Genomic DNA, 14,691 nt, shown 5'->3' on the forward strand with positions numbered 1-14,691 from the left:
CAAACGGAAACTCCGCCCAAAATGTTGCAGGGGCCTTCCGACGAAGCGGCCGGAAAGCCCCTGAACGATCAGAGCTGACGGAACTTTTCCCACAGCTCGCGGATGTCCGGATCGAGCTCGCGCTTTTTGAACACGGCGTTGACGGCAAAGAAGATGAGCGGCGCGCCGATCAGCCCCACCAGAAGCGCGGGGATGCCCGTGGGCTTCTGCAGCCAGATGGTCCACACGGGAATGATGATCATGATGCTCACCATCTGCGCCAGCGCGGCCTGTTTGGAAGCGCCGGGAATGAGGATGACGCCGATCATGGGCATGAGGAAGGTGAACACCAGGAAGCCGAAGGCGAACACGCCTATCCAGAAAATGATGGTCGGCGGCTTGACGGCAAAGAGCAGCGGCAGCAGCACGAACACGGCGGCGCCCAGACGGTTGTAGAACATGGGATGCCGGGTGTAGCGCTCCGGAATGGCAAGCTTGAAGATGTCTTCCGTGAGCGACGAGGCCGCCACCACGATGGAGCCGCTCACCGTGGACATGATGGCGGCGAGCACGGCGGCGAGATAGATGCCGCCCGTAATGGGCGAGAGCACCTTGGGAATGAGCAGCGGAATGACCATGTCGGGATTCTTCACCTCGCCGGGCGCAAGCACCATGTGACTCATCATGCCGGTGGTGGCCAGCGTCCAGGCGAGAATGGCGGAGAACACCACGCACACGATCATGGCCACGCGGGCGGTGCGCACGTCGCGCATGGAGAAGATGGCCACGCTCTGCTGAGGCATGGCAATACCCACGAGCATGGTGATGGCGAGAATGATGAACAGATTGGACCAGCTCATTTTTCCGCCGCCCGTGACGTCGAGCAGATTGGGATCAATGGAGCCGAGCGCGGCGTTGAGCTGGGAGAGCAGATCCGCCGACACGCCGCCGAAGGCCGCCTGGGCCGTGGCCGTGAAGATGGCGATGGAGCCGAGCACCATGATGATGCCCTGAATGAAGTCCGTCCACACCGAGGCGAGATAGCCGCCCATGACGCAGTACACGCCCACGACGACCGCGCCGATGAACAGCCCCGAAAGATAGTCCAGACCGAGAATGGTGGAAAAGATTTCTCCCGTGGCCTTGAACTGCGCCACGAGCGAGCCGCCGAGGCCTATGAGGATGGCCACGGCCGCCACAATGCGGATGGCGCGGCTTTTATAGCGCTTTTCCAGCATCTGCGGCAGGGTGAGCACGTTGAAGTGATCGAAGGCCAGCTTGAGGCGCTGCCCGAACACGCGGAAGGAAAAGAAATAGCACAGCGGCGTGCCTATGCCCATGGCGAGCGAAGACCAGCCCGCATTCCAGGCCATGCCGGGGCTGCCCACGAGCTTGACGCCGCTCTCCCAGGTGGCCGCGAACTTGAAGGCCGTGAACCACGGCCCGAAGCCCTTGCCGCCGAGAAAATAGTCTCTCGAATCCCTCACCTTGCGGGAGGCGAGGTAGCCTATGAACAACATGAGTCCGAAATAGACGACGAGTATGGCAATCATCATGGCGCGCCCCTTCTAATTCCTCTTTTTCTTATTGTCGGGGCGGGTTCTGCCCTGAAGGCACCACCAGATGCCGTAGCCTATGACGAACACAAACTGCACCAGAAACGCGCCGATGTAGAGAAGAAAGGTTGAAGTGGGCATATTGGCAATCATGAGCGAATCTCCCGCGTTGTTCCGATGCGTTTGCAAACGGCAGGCCGCCCCGGAGGGCGGCCGCGCCATCAGATCTTCCAGGGCAGAATGGGACGGCGTTCCCGGTCTGCGGAAACGGCGATGGCCCCTGCCGGGCAGTATTTTTCACACAGAAAACAGGACTGGCAGTCCTGAAGATAGGCGATGTACGGATGCTTGTCCTCGTCGGCCCGCAAGACGTCCTGCGGGCAGTAGGTGACGCAGCGCAGGCAGCGGATGCACTTGTCGTAATCGATATGACGGATGCCCATTAGATGTTCTCCCCAAGTTTTCTGGCCGCGGCAATGGAGGCGTGAAGTTCGCGCTTGTGCTCGGGACGCAGCGGATAGCGGTCGATGGGAATATCCTTCGTGCGGAGCGCAAGTTCGCCGTTCTGCTGTTCCACGAGAATCCATTTCAGCCAGTTCTCGTTGTCGATTTCCGGGTAGTCGAGGCGCAGATGCGAGCCGCGGCTTTCCTTGCGGTACAGGGCGGCGGTAAGCATGACTTCCGCGCTCAGCACCATGTTGCGCGCCTCCAGGGCAAAGCGCAGGCCGTGCGCGTCGAGCGCGCGCAGACGGGGCACGTCGTACTTCTTGATTTCCCGAATGCGGTTCAGCGCGGCGAGCATTTTTTCTTCGGTGCGCAGAATGTACACGTCGTAGGGGAAGAGCGCCTCCTGCACGGCGATGACCACATGGGAAGGATCCACGCCCTGCGGATGCCTGAGCGGCGTGGTGAGCTTTTCCACCACCTGCTCGATTTCCTTCTCGTCCACGTCCGGTTCGCCCACTGTGCGGGCGTATCTTGCGCTGGATTCGCCCACCACCGCGCCCGTGGTGGACGCCGCAGGCATGGCGTAGGCGCAGAAGCCCTCCACGCCCGAAGTGGGGCCGAACGTGGCGTCGCCCGCGGCGTACAGGCCTTCCAGCGTGGTGCGGCCGTCGAGATCAATGTACAGGCCGCCGCCGAAGCCCACGTTGCCTATGAGCGCGGAAACCCAGCTCAGCTTGCCCTGAATCACCTTGCGGTTCTTGTCCACGTAGCCCGCCTGTTCGTAGGAGCGGTACATGAGCGGCAGCGTGCGTTCAAACAGTTCCCAGTCCTTGGGCGTGAAGGAGGAATAATCGAAATAGAGCGGGCCGCGGCCGAAATGCACTTCCAGGGCCATGGAGGCGGAAATGCGCCACAGGTTGCCGTGGGAGGCGTATTCCGGGTCGTACTTGGCGGTGAAGTCCTCGCCGAGAGCGTTGACGAACTTGGCGCCGAGCCCCTGCGAAACGTTCATGCCGTGCGTGGCGAAGTTGCCGTGCGTGAGCTGATGGCAGTTGAATTCGTAGTTGGCGAGCGCCGCACCGGCTTCAAGGCCCATGATGTGCGCGTCGCCCGTTTCCATGTGCAGATCGGCGTAGTGAGACTTGTAGGCCTGCGCGCCGGTGGTGAGCACCACGGCCCGGGCCTTGACCACGTACACTTCGCCGGTCACGCCGTGGAATCCCACCACGCCGCGGATGACACGGTCGTTGCCTTTTTCATGAAGCAGCGCGTCCACCATGACGCGATCCACGATGGTCACGCCCTTTTCCTTGCAGACTCTGCGCATGACTTCCATGAACTGCGGCCCGTGGAACATGAGCGTCTTGATGGGGCGCTGATCGGAAGACCCCTGTCCTTCAATGCGGCGATAGGTGCCGTCTTCATTCTTTTCAAACACCACGCCCCAGGATTCCAGTTCCTTCACCCTGTCGCCGATGGTGTCGAAATGCTTTTTCAGCCAGTCCTGATCGTTGATGTAGAAGCCTTCTTCCACGGCCTTGCCGTACCACAGGTCGAGGGAGTCCTCTTCCTTGAGATAGGCCTTGAACGAACCGGCCCCGAACGTGCCGCAGCCGCTCTTGCCGACATAGCCCTTGTCCAGAAGAATGACGTCGGCGCCGTTTTCCGCCGCCTTCACGGCGGCGAAGGTTCCGGCCGGGCCGCCGCCCACGACAACGACATCGCATTGCAGAGTTTTCATACTGTTCTCCATGGTGAGAGCGACAGACGCTTCCGTCCGAAAAAATGCGGAAAGACGCCGGGCCGCTTGTTCGAGAATACATGACGCAGCCGCGGAGCTCAACAACATTTTACGCTATTTCGCTGCGATACGTTTATGTTTCCCCCAAAGAACCCCCTACCTTCATAATCAACGCAAAAGCGGGCCGGACGACGTGTTATTTACAAAAAAGTTCTTCTTCGCGATCCAAAAAACGAACAGGATTCCCGCTCTCCCGCGCGCTGCTGCAGAAGATTGCGGCAAAAGCATCGGAAGGCTTCCCGCCCATCGGCATCGAAAAGCGTTCGTCACTCCATGCCGGAAGCGTCCTCCCGCGCCTCGTTCTCCCGGGAAAGACCGTATTTGCGCATTTTCGCGTACAGCGCGGAACGACTTATTTTCAGCACGGCCAGCGCTCCGTACCGGCCGTCGATGCGCCAGCCCGTCCGGCGAAGCGCGGCGAGGATGCATCGCTTTTCCGCCTCCTCCACGGAACAGACGGGCTCTTCCCGCTCCGCCGGAGGATCGTTGCGCCCGCTAAACGCCGCGCTTCTGACGGGCGCTTCATAGAAGCCCTCCTGAAAGGCGAGCGTGCGGCCGCCGCTGAGAATGACGGACTGCTCGACCACGTTGCGCAGCTCGCGGATGTTGCCCGGCCACGGCCACTGTTCGAGCAGACGGCAGTTGGCTTCGGAAAAATCCTGCACCACGTCGCGGCCGTGCCGGTGGGCAAAATGATGCAGGTAGTAGCGGGCCAGAGGAAGAATATCCTGACGCCGTTCCCGCAGCGGCGGAATGTGGAGACAAATGACCGCCACCCGGTAATAGAGATCGGCGCGGAACGCGCCCGTGCGCACGGCCTCGCCGATGTTGCGGTTGGTGGCGGCCACCAGCCGGAAATTGATGCGTATGGGCCTTGTGCCGCCCACACGCAGAAAACTCCGCTCCTGCAGCACCCGCAGCAGCTTGGCCTGCCCCCTGGGACTCGCCTCCGTCAGCTCGTCCAGAAAAAGCGTGCCGTTCTCGGCAAGTTCCACCAGTCCAAGCTTGCTGTTCATGGCTCCGGTGAACGCGCCTTTTTCATGCCCGAAGAACTCGCTTTCAAAAAGCTCGTCCTGCAGGCTCGCCATGTTGATGGTCACAAGGCGGCCGCTTCTGCCGCTCCGCTCATGAATGCGCCGGGCCAGCATTTCCTTGCCCACGCCGGATTCGCCGTTGAGCAGCACAGCCGCATCCGTGCCCGCCGCGTTGTCCACGTCCGCCAGAAAATTCCGCATCGTCGGGGAAACCCATATCATTTCCCGCGTGCTCTCGCCCGGGGCGGAAACGCTCTGCGTGCGGCGTTCCGTTTCCAGCGTGAGCATGCACGGCCAGGTAAGCACCCGGGCTATGTCGCGCAGAAGCGTTTCGTCCAGCACCGCCCGCAGCTTTTCGGGAAACGTGCCCGCAAGGCAGAGCACGTATAATCCATAGGGCCGGCAGTCCAGCGGAAGCCCGACAAACATGCCCGGCACGCTCTTTTCGCCGTCCGTCACGCTGTCCAGAATGACCGGCTCCCCTTCCGCCACAAGTTCCGCCATTTCCTCCACCGTGGCGGGCCCCAGAAAACCTTCAAGAGCAGAGCCGCTTTTTTCCACAAGACGCAGCGGCGCGGATGGCTGAGAACGATGATACAGCCACCCCTCCGACGCGCCGAGCAGCCTTCCCGATTCCGTCAGCAGCATGCGGGAAAATTCCTCAAACGACAGCCCGGAACGCCGGGGCGCAAAATTGTCGCGGAACGCCTCCACCAGCGCGTGGGCGGAAACGGCGCCCTCTTCTCCCGCGTTCAGATACGACGGCACCAGCCGAAGCAGCCTGTCGGACCAGAAGAACGGCTTCTGGTACCTGTAGGATCGCCAGGCTTCGTTGACGAGCAGCGCCGCCTCCTTCTCGTTCTCATCCAGCAGCAGCGAGGCCAGAAAAAGACGCGTCTGATCCGCTTCGAGCGTGTTGTGAATGGCGTCCAGCAGGGCAATGCTCCTGCGGTAGGCCTCCACGGCCCCGGCCTTTTTCCCCGCCCGTTCCAGCAGCCGCCCCTGCACGCGGAAGGCCACCCCGCGCAGCAGACGGTTCGGCCCCGAAAGACAACGGGCCAGCTCCTCTTCAAAGGAATAGCACGGCAGAGGCGGCAGTCCCTTTTCGTGCATGCAGGCCAGCAGTTCGAGAAACACGCCGTTGAGATACACCGGCCGCTGATACCCCTGCGCCTCGGCCTTGCGCAGGGCGGGCAGCAGCACCTTGAAGGCCGCCTCAACGTGCCCGGAAAACATGTGATAGCAGGCCAGATGACGCAACGTGGTCACGGCGCTGGCAATGTCCGTCTTCCTCGTTATGCCGGTGAGGGCTATGTCCAGCTGTTCCAGCGCCTTTTCGCTCCTGCCCATGCGCAGATACACGAAGGCAAGCTGACTGCGCATGTTGCGCGAAAGCGAGGAGTCGCTGCTCACTTCGGCCTGCCGGAGTCTCGTGAGCAGAAGCCTCACCGCCAGATCGAAATCCCTGCGGTTGGCCGCCGCAAATCCCCAGTGCCGGGCATAGAACATTTCAAAGTAGCGGCGGCGCTGAATGCGCATTTTCCGGCTGGCGCGGGAGAAAAAGTTCATGGCCTGTTCGTAGTCGCCTTCCAGAAACGCGAAAATGCCGAGATAGGGCACGGCCGTCTCCACGAGAACAGGATCCTTCACCGTATCGAGCTCCGCCCTGCCCCGGGCCATGATTTCATGAAAATACGCGCTGTTGTGCTCGGGAATGTTGCACACGTTGAGCGAGCCTATGAGAAGATCCATCAGGGCCGTCTCTCCCATGTCTCCGGTGCCGAGCGCCGTTTCCCGCGCCTGAAAGAAGAACTGCGGAAGCCCGGGAATGAAGATGCCCGAACACACGATGAACAGATTGAGCTCCCGGCACAGCCCGAGAAAGCGCTTTATCTGCAAAAGCGAGGAAGGAGAAAGATTCCGCAGCCTCTCCAGCGCGAACATGAGCATGGCGCGCATGTCGTCCGTGGAAAGCGCACGGATGCGCCGCTCGCCCTGCTCCAGAAACGTTTCCAGAGCGCCCAGCTCGTCCCCTTCGGCAAGGCTGCGCAAAAAGCGCTCGAAGGGAGAGGTTCCGGCAAGAGAGCGCAGACGCGCGGCCGCCTCTTCGTGCCCGGCCAGCAGAACGTCCAGCGCCTGCCATTCCGCCGCTTCTTCTCCGGCCGGAGCAAAGCAGCCCCGACCCGCGGCCGAAGGTTCGAGTCCGGCCAGCTTCACCAGCATTTCAGGACGCCAGTGCCTTCCGAAAAGTTCCCGCAGAAACGCTCCCGTTTCCGTGCTGTTTTCCCAGTCCGTCTTCTGCTGCCGCATGCTCCTTCTCCTGTACTGACAAGCGCCCTGCGCACAGACGCAGGCCCGCTCATCGTAACTGTATTTTTTACGCACAGCAATAAGACGTTTTGTATTTTTTAAACACGAAATACCCCTGATTCACAAAGGGCAAAAACAACAAACACCAATAAATAAAACATATTATAATTATGGCACGCTTCTTGCTACATAAGGGGCAATTCATCTGAAACAACCATCGGTCCTGCATTGCAACCCGCCAAGGAGATTCCATGATTCAGAGTATCGACCCCGCAGCCTGTACCGGATGCGGCACATGCACCAAAACATGCCCGCTCGACGTTTTCCGTCTTGACACGCAGCAGGAAGAGCTGTCCCCCTGCATGGCGGCCTGTCCCGCCGGCGTGGACATCCGCAGGAACAACTATCTCATCCAGCAGGGCAGGCTCGACGAGGCGGCGGAAAACTTCCTGAACGCCAACCCGTTCCCGGCCATCACCGGACGCGTCTGCTTCCATCCCTGCGAATCCAGGTGCTCCCGCGCCAAGGTGGATCAGGCCGTGAACATCAACGCCATCGAACAGGTGCTCGGCGACCGCGGCATGACGCTTCCGCAGAAGGAAAAGGTGCAGCGGCACATCACCAAGGTGGCCGTGGTGGGCTCCGGTCCCGCCGGACTGTCCTGCGCGTGGTTCCTGGCCAGCATGGGCTATCCCGTCACGGTATTTGAAGCCCGTCCCTTCCCCGGCGGCATGCTGCGCTACGGCATTCCCGCCTATCGCCTGCCCGACGCCGTGGTCACGGGGCAGATTGAACGCCTGGAACGCCTGGGCGTGACGTTCTGCTGCAACACCCTCGTGGGCGACAACGCCGACGTCAGTCTCGCCGATCTGAAAAAGCGCGGCTTCAAGGCCGTCATGCTCGCTCCCGGCGCAAGCGCCGCCAAGAAGGTGGACATCGAGGGCGCGGACGCCGAAGGCGTTCACTGGGGACTCGATTTTCTGCGCGCCTGCCGTGACGATGAAAAACCGGAAATTTCCGGCGACGTGGTGGTCATCGGCGGCGGCGACGTGGCCGTGGACGCGGCCATCAGCGCCAAGCGCCTCGGCGCGGCCCGCGTGTACATGGCCTGCCTTGAAAGCCGCGACGCCATGCCCGCGTACCCCCACAATCAGAAGGACGCCGAAAACGAAGGCGTGGAATTCCACTGCGGTTTCGGCCCGGCGCGCATTCTCACCGAAGACGGCCACGTTTCCGGCATAGAGCTGCACGCCTGCACCCGCCTCAAGGACGAGGAAGGACGCTTCGCCCCGCTCTTCGACGCCGACTCAACGCTGCATCTTGCCGCCTCCCACGTCATTTTCGCCATCGGCCAGACTCCGGAACTGAGCGGCTTTGCCGGCGAGGTAACGGTGGAGCGCAACCGCATCGTCGTGAACGACGTCACCTTCGCCACGTCGGCATGGGGCATTTTCGCCGCGGGCGACGCGGCTTCCGGCCCGGCCTCCGTGGTGGCCGCCATTGCGGGCGGCCGTGAATGCGCCTGCTCCATCGACCGCATGCTGAAAGGCGCGGACCTCACCGGCGAACGCGGCAGAAAGCGCCCCTGCGTGCCCGAAGACAAACTGCCCGGCGAAGGCATCCGCCACGAAGTGCGGCACGAACGCGCCGCGCTTCCCGCGGACCCGGAACATCCCTTTGCGGAACACACGAAGCCTCTGGACATGGAAGCCTGCTTTGCCGAAGCGCTGCGCTGCATGACCTGCGGCAGCAAATCCCGCATCACCTACACCGACGACTGCATGACCTGCTTCAACTGCGAGCTCCACTGCCCCTCCGGTGCCATTTTCGTTCATCCCTTCAAAGAACGTTTTGCCCGAACCCTTGACCAGATTGAAGTCGCCAAGAGCTGAACCCGGAGGATATCATGAAAGAAACCAGAGGATACGAATACACGACCGACCTTCTCGTCATCGGCTGCGGCTTCAGCGGCATGTGGGCCGCCATGCGGGCCAAGGACTTTCTTGACGACGTGCTCGTGGTGGACAAGGGCCCCCGCGACTGGGGCGGACTCGGCGGACTTTCCGGCGGCGACATGATCGTCAAGCAGCCCGACATGAACCTCGACGACCTGCTCGACGACCTCGTGTACTACTACGACGGCCTGGCCGATCAGCGCATTCTCGGCCAGATTCTCACCCAGTCCTACGAGCGCTTCATGGACTTCGAAAACTGGGGACACAAGTTCGTGCGCAACGACAAGGGCGAACTGTGCTTCATTCCTCAGCGCGCGCTCGATCACATGCGCTACTACTATTATCATCCCTACGGCATGGGCGGCATTGAAAAGGCCCGTCTGCTCAAGCAGGAATGCGAAAAGCGCGGCGTGCGCCGCCTCGGCCGCACCGTGATCACCGACGTCATCACCGACGGCGACCGCGTCACCGGCGCGGTGGGCTTTCATGCGCAGAGCGGCGTTCCGGTCTTCATCAAGGCCCGCGCCGTGCTGCTCGCCACCAACACCGGCGGCTGGAAGCCTTCCTACCATCAGAACACGCCGGCGAGCGAAGGCGTGAGCATCGCCTGGAACGCGGGCTGCGCCATGCGCAACTTTGAATTCTGGAAGGTGTGGAACGTGCCCGTGGATTTCGCCTGGGAAGGTCAGACCGGCCTGCTGCCCAAGGGCGCGCGCTTTCTCAACAACAAGGGCGAGGACTTCATGCGCAAGTATTCGCCGAAGTTCGGCGCCAAGGCCGATCCGCACTACAACACCCGCGGCATGGTGTGCGAAGTGCGCGCGGGCAACGGCCCCATCGTGTTCGACTGCAGCCAGATGAAGCCCGAAGACGTGGAAACCATGCGTCCGCGCGCCGGATGGATGGGCCTCAACGACAAGAAGCTGCGCGCCATGGGCATAGACTTCTTTGCCCAGAAGCTCCAGTGGATGCCGCAGGTGCGTCACACCTACGGCGGCATTGTGGCCGACCTCGACGGCTCCACGGCCGTGAAGGGTCTTTACGCCGCAGGCCTTGCGCGCAACCCCGATCCCGGCGTGTACATGGGCGGCTGGGCCACCTGCATCACCGCCACCACCGGCTACTGCGCGGGCGAAGCCGCCGCGCACTTCGTGCAGGGACACGACGCCGTGGCCTTCGACAGAGCCTACGCCGAAGACAAGGTGAACGGCCTGCTCAAGTATCTGGGCAGAGACGGCATCGCCCCCAAGGACGTCATCGCCGACATGCGCGAAGTGATGAGCGCCCCGGACATCGCCCTCATGAAGACGGGGCAGGGCCTCACCCGCGGCCTCGACCGCGTGGCCGAAGTGCGCGAGGAATTCGCTCCGCGCATGGGAGCCCGCGACGCCCACGAGCTGGCCAAGCTCTTCGAGGCGCAGTCCACCATTCTGCTCACGGATCTCAGCCTCACCGCCGCCCTTACCCGCAAGGAATCGCGCGCGGGCCACTTCCGCGAAGACTTCCCCGAACGGGACAACGCCCACTGGCTCAAGTGGATCGAACAGAAAATGGTGGACGGCAGACGCGAACTGCACACCGTGCCCGTGCCCGTCAACGAATATCCCATCAAGCCCTACCGTTACTACATGGACAACTTCACCTGGCCTGAACACCGGCATGCAGGCTAGTTCCGTCCGCAGCGGAACGATATCGGCGCGGCCGTCCCCCGGCGGCCGCGCCTCTGCCGCGCATCCTGCGTGAAAAATATCCCATCTTTTTCGAGGAAAAGCATGAGCACCGCAACTCCCGCGCACAAACGCCCCCTCTCCCTTTCGTACTACATTCACACCGCCGTCTGCCTCATCATCATGTTCGGCGTGGGGCAGCTTCCGCCTCTCGCCCCGCTCACGCCCCTGGGCATGAATCTTGTCGGCATCTTCCTCGGCGTGCTCTACGGATGGATCTTCATCGAAATCGTCTGGCCCAGCCTCGCCGGACTGCTGGCCATGATGCTCATCGGCGGCATGACTCCGGTAAAGCTGCTCAACAACAGCTTCGGCCACCCCATCGTGCAGATGATGTTCTTCATCTTCGTGTTCTGCGCCACCATCAACTACTACGGCCTCTCCAAGTTCATTTCGCTCTGGTTCATCACGAGAAAGTGCGTGTGCGGAAAACCGTGGCTGTTCACCTTCACGTTTCTGGCCTCCATGTTCATTCTCGGCGCGCTCACCAGCGCCTCGCCCGCAGCGCTCATAGGCTGGAGCATCCTGTACGGCGTGTGCGAAGTGTGCGGCTACAAGCGCGGCGACGGCTACCCCACCATGATGGTGTTCGGCATCGTGTTCGCCACCCAGATAGGCCAGTCCATGATTCCCTTCAAGCAGGTGGCGCTCACCGTGTTCAGCGCCTATGAAACCATGTCCGGCAGCGGCATAGACTACGCGAAGTACATGATCATCGCCTGCCTCATCTGCGTGCTCTGCTCGCTGTTCTTCATTCTCATGGGCAAGTACGTGTTCAAGCCCGACATGTCCAAGCTGCGCGACCTCAGAGCCGACGATCTGGACAGCGAAGGCGCGCTCAACCTCAACAACGTGCAAAAGACCATTCTCGTCTTTCTGTTCATGCTGGTGCTCCTGCTGCTCGCGCCGAGCTTCCTGCCCGCCGACTTCTTCCTCACCCGATTCCTCAAGGCCATAGACAACACCGGCGTGGTCATTCTGCTCGTCACCATCATGGCCTGCATCCGTGTGGACGGAAAGCCCCTGCTCAACTTCAAGGTCATGGTCGATTCCGGCGTCACCTGGGGCATCGTGCTGCTGCTCGCCTTCGTGCAGCCGCTCACCATAGGCATGGCCGCGCCGAGCAGCGGCATCACCGACTTCCTCATGGGCCTCATCATGCCGCTCTTCGGCGAAAGCTCTCCCATGACCTTCGCCCTCATCATCGGCTTCGGCGCCATGCTGCTGACGCAGGTCATGAACAACGGCGCCGTGGGCGTGGTGCTCATGCCCGTCATCTACAGCTTCAGTCAGGCCACCGGCATGGCTCCCGAAATTCCGCTCATCATGGTGGTCATGTGCGTGCACTTCGCCTTCCTCACCCCCGCCGCCAGCGCCAGCGCCGCCCTGCTGCACGGCAACGAATGGAGCAACACCGCCGTCATCTGGAAGACCGCGCCCATCGCCATCATAGGGGCCTACCTTTCCACCGCCGTAGTCACCATGCTTCTCGGTCCCGTGCTCTTCTAGCCTCACGCCTGCCGCGCCGTGCCGGACAGCGCGGCACCAACGGGGAACCTCCCCATTCCCCATCGGCGGACGGACCGCAAGGTCCGTCCGCTTCCGGCCTCCGCCGCTTCGACCGGAACACTCTCCCGGCCGTCCTCCGAAGCGCGCAAAAGACGCGCGGCGACTTCCGTCTCCGCGCGTCTTCCAGAGGAGGACTCAGGTCCTTTCTTTTTCCGTTTTCCGTTCCCGTTTACGTCGGAAAATCTACAGCGCCGCCTTGCCCGACTCGCCCGTGCGGATGCGTATGACGTTGTCCACGGGCAGAATGAATATCTTGCCGTCGCCGACGGCCCCGGTGCGGGCGTGTTCCAGAATGATCTTGACGGCGTCGTCCACCTTTTCCTCTTCCATCACGATTTCCAGCATCATTTTGGAGCGGAAGTCCACTTCCATGCGCTGCGAACGATAAATTTCGGTATGGCCGCGCTGACGTCCAAATCCGCGCACTTCCATGAGCGTGGCGCCGCCTATGCCTATGGAGCTCAAGGCTTCCTTCACGCGGTCCACGGTTTCCAGTCTAAGAATAACCTGCAACTTTTTCAGGGAATTTTCTTTCTGCATGACAGTATCCTCATCAGTCGGTAGTTATATCTGGTAGCCGGATTCGGAATGTTCCGAAATGTCGAGACCCGTCACTTCCTTGTCCAGCGGCACGCGCAGGCCCACGAGCATGTCGGTAAGCTTGAGCAGCACGTAGCTGACCGGGAAGCAGAAGCCCACCGTGGCGATGACGGATACGAACTGCACCCAGAGCTGATGGGGATTGCCGTACAGAAGTCCGTCCACGCCGTTGACTTCGGCACAGGCGAACACGCCCGTCAGCAGCGCGCCGAGCACGCCGCCCACGCCGTGAATGCCCACGACGTCGAGAGCGTCATCATAGTTGAAAAGTCTCTTGAGGAAAATACCGCCGTAGCAGACCGCACCGCCGAGCAGACCGATGATGATGGCCGCCCAGGGTTCCACGAAGCCGGCGCCGGGAGTGATGGCCACAAGGCCCGCCACCGCGCCGGAAGCCGCGCCGAGCACGGTGAAGTGACCGGTGTGCCAGCGTTCCACGGCGAGCCAGCCGAGGATGGCGCAGCCGGCGGAAAGATGGGTGGTGACCAGAGCGTTGGCGGCAAGGCCGTTGGCCGCGAGCGCGCTGCCTGCGTTGAAGCCGAACCAGCCGAACCAGAGCAGTCCCGCGCCGAGCACGGTCATGGGAATGTTGTGCGGCAGACCGGCTCTGCGGCCCATGGTGGAACGCTTGCCGAGCACGATGGCGGCGGCGAGAGCGGCCGAACCGGAGCTCATATGAACCACCGCGCCGCCGGCGAAGTCAAGAGCGCCCATCTGCATGAGCCAGCCGCCGCCCCACACCCAGTGGGCCATGGGGCAGTACACCACGAGCAGCCACAGCGTGGAGAAGAGCAGCATGGCCTGAAAATGAATGCGTTCGGCGTACGCGCCGGAAATGAGCGCGGGCGTGAGCGCGGCGAACATGCACTGGAAGGCCATGAAGGCCAGCGCCGGAATGGAGCCGCCGTTGAGAGGCTCCTTGCCCACGCCGAAGAGCATGATGTTTTCAAAACCGCCGATAAGGCCGTGAATGTCGGGACCGAAGGCCAGCGTGTAGCCCACGATAGGCCAGAGCAGCGCGCCTACGCCGAGAAGAACAAAGCTGTGCATGGTGGTGGAAAGCACGTTGCGCGAGGCCACGAGTCCGCCGTAGAACAGAGCGAGTGCCGGCACCATAAGCATGACCAGCATGGCGCTGATAAGAACAAAACCGGTATCAGCAGCGTTCATAGATATTTCCTCCTTCATCCAGAACGTCAGATTCTGTTCTTGACGATGCATAAACCGTGCCAACTCCCCAAAAATAATTCAACGCGGCAAAATAACTGACATCTTCATCAAAACGCCGATTGCCGCATTGATACAATAACGTTTCGGCACAATCCTGTTTCCCGCCGGTCGCCCTCCTGTGCGTTTTTGTGCCCGGAAATATTTTCTCCAATTTTTTCAAAAGGAAAGATCGGACAATATTTTTTTGTATCAATCCAGAAATAACGATGAATCCTTTTCGTACCCCGCGCCTCAAAAAACGACGGGCTCCGGGGCCTCAAACTGTGTTCAAGGGAAAACGCCGGGCCCGCCTTCCGGGAGGCAGCGCAGCAGCCGACCGGAGCCAGGGAAGCCGGAGCAAATCGCCTGTCGCCGGATCTCTCCCCACAGGTTCAGCAGCACGACGAGCCGTCGAGCGGCCGCGCCTGCCTCTGAAAGAACGCTCGCCGAAGCCGGAGCAGCATCCGCCGCATCGGAGCGACGCCGACAGCCCCAAAGGCAAGA

10 protein-coding genes are annotated in these 14,691 nt (G+C 61.6%); 3 read left to right on the plus strand and 7 right to left on the minus strand.

Features of this window, described 5'->3' with window-relative positions; genetic code table 11:
- Positions 1–68: 68 nt before the first annotated feature.
- The 5 genes from Q0K02_RS00600 to Q0K02_RS00620 form a co-directional block, all read right to left on the minus strand.
- Entirely contained in the window at positions 69–1,535 is a 1,467-nt protein-coding gene (locus tag Q0K02_RS00600) for a hypothetical protein (RefSeq protein WP_294483988.1), read from the minus strand.
- 12 nt (positions 1,536–1,547) lie between these two features.
- Positions 1,548–1,688, minus strand: a complete 141-nt coding sequence (locus tag Q0K02_RS00605; protein WP_294483990.1) for a hypothetical protein — start codon at positions 1,686–1,688, stop codon at positions 1,548–1,550.
- Positions 1,689–1,756: 68 nt separating this feature from the next.
- A complete protein-coding gene (locus tag Q0K02_RS00610; protein ID WP_294483992.1) occupies positions 1,757–1,978 on the minus strand; it encodes a ferredoxin family protein in 222 nt (73 codons plus the stop codon).
- Positions 1,978–3,723, minus strand: coding sequence for an FAD-binding protein (locus tag Q0K02_RS00615; protein WP_294483994.1), 1,746 nt, complete (start codon positions 3,721–3,723; stop codon positions 1,978–1,980). Before Q0K02_RS00615 ends, Q0K02_RS00610 begins: the two co-directional genes overlap by 1 nt.
- A 326-nt stretch (positions 3,724–4,049) precedes the next feature.
- Positions 4,050–7,127 carry a sigma 54-interacting transcriptional regulator gene (locus Q0K02_RS00620; protein ID WP_294483996.1) on the minus strand — a complete coding sequence of 1,026 codons (3,078 nt, stop codon included), beginning with the start codon at positions 7,125–7,127 and terminating at the stop codon, positions 4,050–4,052.
- Between the two features lie 251 nt (positions 7,128–7,378).
- On the opposite strand from Q0K02_RS00620, the gene Q0K02_RS00625 reads away from it, so the two are divergent.
- The 3 genes from Q0K02_RS00625 to Q0K02_RS00635 all read left to right on the plus strand — a co-directional run bounded on the left by Q0K02_RS00625 (position 7,379) and on the right by Q0K02_RS00635 (position 12,318).
- The gene (locus tag Q0K02_RS00625; protein WP_294483998.1) at positions 7,379–9,019 is read left to right on the plus strand and encodes an FAD-dependent oxidoreductase; all 1,641 of its coding nucleotides are present in this window, start codon (positions 7,379–7,381) and stop codon (positions 9,017–9,019) included.
- 14 nt (positions 9,020–9,033) lie between these two features.
- On the plus strand, positions 9,034–10,752 hold the full coding sequence (locus Q0K02_RS00630) for an FAD-binding protein (RefSeq protein WP_294483999.1): 1,719 nt from the start codon (positions 9,034–9,036) through the stop codon (positions 10,750–10,752).
- A 102-nt stretch (positions 10,753–10,854) separates the two neighbouring features.
- A complete protein-coding gene (locus tag Q0K02_RS00635; protein ID WP_294484000.1) occupies positions 10,855–12,318 on the plus strand; it encodes an SLC13 family permease in 1,464 nt (487 codons plus the stop codon).
- A 243-nt stretch (positions 12,319–12,561) separates the two neighbouring features.
- Here Q0K02_RS00635 and Q0K02_RS00640 read toward each other — a convergent pair whose 3' ends face one another.
- Positions 12,562–12,918 carry a P-II family nitrogen regulator gene (locus Q0K02_RS00640; RefSeq protein WP_346665377.1) on the minus strand — a complete coding sequence of 119 codons (357 nt, stop codon included), beginning with the start codon at positions 12,916–12,918 and terminating at the stop codon, positions 12,562–12,564.
- Between the two features lie 24 nt (positions 12,919–12,942).
- Positions 12,943–14,148, minus strand: a complete 1,206-nt coding sequence (locus tag Q0K02_RS00645; RefSeq protein ID WP_294484001.1) for an ammonium transporter — start codon at positions 14,146–14,148, stop codon at positions 12,943–12,945.
- Between the last annotated feature and the right edge of the window lie 543 nt (positions 14,149–14,691).

It is taken from the genome of uncultured Mailhella sp. (assembly GCF_944324995.1).
GTDB lineage: Bacteria > Desulfobacterota > Desulfovibrionia > Desulfovibrionales > Desulfovibrionaceae > Mailhella.

Bases quoted from the DNA above. Each gene is read 5' to 3' on its own strand.
- Q0K02_RS00610 (WP_294483992.1), bottom strand. From the start codon at position 1,978: ATGGGCATCCGTCATATCGATTACGACAAGTGCATCCGCTGCCTGCGC.
- Q0K02_RS00620 (WP_294483996.1), bottom strand. From the start codon at position 7,127: ATGCGGCAGCAGAAGACGGACTGGGAAAACAGCACGGAAACGGGAGCG.
- Q0K02_RS00615 (WP_294483994.1), bottom strand. From the start codon at position 3,723: ATGAAAACTCTGCAATGCGATGTCGTTGTCGTGGGCGGCGGCCCGGCC.
- Q0K02_RS00630 (WP_294483999.1), top strand. From the start codon at position 9,034: ATGAAAGAAACCAGAGGATACGAATACACGACCGACCTTCTCGTCATC.
- Q0K02_RS00605 (WP_294483990.1), bottom strand. From the start codon at position 1,688: ATGATTGCCAATATGCCCACTTCAACCTTTCTTCTCTACATCGGCGCG.
- Q0K02_RS00635 (WP_294484000.1), top strand. From the start codon at position 10,855: ATGAGCACCGCAACTCCCGCGCACAAACGCCCCCTCTCCCTTTCGTAC.
- Q0K02_RS00640 (WP_346665377.1), bottom strand. From the start codon at position 12,918: ATGCAGAAAGAAAATTCCCTGAAAAAGTTGCAGGTTATTCTTAGACTG.
- Q0K02_RS00600 (WP_294483988.1), bottom strand. From the start codon at position 1,535: ATGATGATTGCCATACTCGTCGTCTATTTCGGACTCATGTTGTTCATA.
- Q0K02_RS00645 (WP_294484001.1), bottom strand. From the start codon at position 14,148: ATGAACGCTGCTGATACCGGTTTTGTTCTTATCAGCGCCATGCTGGTC.
- Q0K02_RS00625 (WP_294483998.1), top strand. From the start codon at position 7,379: ATGATTCAGAGTATCGACCCCGCAGCCTGTACCGGATGCGGCACATGC.